Below are 1,966 nucleotides of genomic sequence, written 5' to 3'. Positions count from 1 at the left end.
CGATGAAATTTTAAAGCTTACGCAACTTTTGCGCAGCCTTGAGCTTAAAATTTTATCGCGCATAGCAAAGTCTCGTGCAGTAGTGCCGCAGGGCTCAAATTTTAACCCGCGCCGTGCCGCAAATTTAGCCATACTGCGCATTATAAATTTCGGCTCGCCGTGCGTTGCAAATTTTATCTTGCCGCTAGCGAAAATTTTAAAATTTTTCCTATCGGCACAGTGTTTGAGCGGCGCAAGATTTGAGATATTCTTACTTGCAGCCGCACCTATCGGCATCGCGCCCGCCGTCTTGGCGCCGCGGCAGGTATAGCCCGCGCGCCTCGCAGAAACCGCCTCTCGGTTTGCCATTTTTGAGTGCGCCTCAAAGCCTGACGATACCGCGCCTACCGCTCGATTTGCTATCCTCGCTTCTAGCGGCAAATTTACCGCTTCCTTACACTCTTTAAAATTTTTAAAATTCTCGCGCTTTATAAAAGATACAAGCGCCACAGGACGGAGGTTGCCTTTGAAATTTAAGCTGTCTAAGCCAGAATTCTGTCGCATCCATTTTGGGGGACGGGGGTTGCTTTTAAAATTCAGCCCCGTGCCATTTGAGTGCGGGTTCGACACCCAACAAAATACCTTCACTCGCCGCTCCCTGCAAGCGCTTCAGCCTCGCTCTTGCCGGGTGAATTTGCGCCAGGCGTCGCCAGACTCGCGAGCGCTTCAAACTCGCTCTCGTCGATCACCCGCACGCCAAGCGAGCGGGCTTTTTGCAGCTTGGAGCCCGCTTCTGCGCCTGCGAGCACGAAGTCGGTCTTGGCAGATACTGAGCCCTGCACTTTCGCGCCCATCGCCAAAAGCCTGGCCTTAAACTCGTCGCGCGGACGGCTGAGCGTGCCGGTGATGACGACGCTGCGGTCCGTGAAGGCGCTTTTGACGGTCTGCATCTGGGACGCGCGAGGCGTGATGATTTCGCTTAGATTTAGAATTTTTTCGCGATTTATCTTGCAAAACTCCGCTAGGCTCCTTGCCATCGCCTCTCCAAAGCCCTCCAGCCGCAGAATTTCATCCTCGCTCGCATCCAGCCAATCCTCTCCGAATGCCGCGGCGATCTTGCGCGCGGCCACCTCGCCGATGTGCTCTATCCCCAAAGAAGCAATGAAGCGCTCAAGCGGCGCGTTTTTGCTCGCATTTATCGCGCCCAAAAGATTTGAAATTTTTTTATCCGCAAAGCCCTCAAGATCCGCCAAATCCTGCGCGCCGAGGGCGTAAATGTCGCCGATCTTTGAAATTTTGCCGCTTTCAAAAAGCTGCGTGATCGTCGCATCGCTCAACCCTTCGATATTCATGCATTTTTTGGAGCAGAAATAGATCAGCGAGCCTATCACGCGCGCCTTGCAATCGAGGTTTTGACACTTTATGAGCGCGCCTTCGTCAAGTAGCTTCTCGCCGCAAACCGGGCAGCGACCCGGGCGCGAAATTTCGCTCTGCGTGCCGTCTCTGCGCTGTTTGTAAACGCTCGTGATCTTCGGGATCACGTCGCCGCTGCGGATGATGCCCACGAAGTCGTTTTTCATCAGCCCAAGTCGCGCGATCTCGTCGAAATTATGAAGCGTCGCGTTTGAAACGTTCGCGCCATCGATATTTACGCTATCTACGACGGCTACGGGGGTGACCGCGCCGGTGCGGCCGACCTGCAGATTGATCTCGCGCAGCCGCGTTACCTTTTCGACCGCGGGGAATTTATACGCGACCATAAAGCGCGGAAATTTCACCGTATAGCCTATCTTCGCGCACTTTGAAAGTTCATTTACGCGGATTACCATGCCGTCTAGCATCAGGTCTTTGCTTGCGCGCATGCTATGTAGCGCCTCGTACGCAGCTCTGATCTCGCTTGCGCTCTTGCAGATGCGGCAAAACTCGTCGCGCAAAAAGCCGAGACTGCGCACAAACTCCATTATCTGCGAGTGCAGCGCAAAGCTTA

At 53.9% G+C, this 1,966-nt stretch carries 2 protein-coding genes; both read right to left on the bottom strand.

Features of this window, described 5'->3' with window-relative positions; genetic code table 11:
• Nucleotides 1-627 (bottom strand): hypothetical protein (locus Q0340_RS03085; RefSeq protein ID WP_298082113.1); only part of this gene is annotated, 627 nt, incomplete at its 3' end.
• Nucleotides 624-1,966, bottom strand: a 1,343-nt coding sequence (ligA, locus tag Q0340_RS03080; RefSeq protein ID WP_298082112.1) for an NAD-dependent DNA ligase LigA, incomplete at its 5' end; no start/stop codon positions are given. The genes Q0340_RS03085 and ligA, both read right to left, overlap by 4 nt.

This window comes from uncultured Campylobacter sp. (genome assembly GCF_938045595.1).
GTDB lineage: Bacteria > Campylobacterota > Campylobacteria > Campylobacterales > Campylobacteraceae > Campylobacter_B.
Note: the sequence above shows the minus strand (reverse complement) of the source record. Positions and strands in the feature narration are given on the sequence as shown.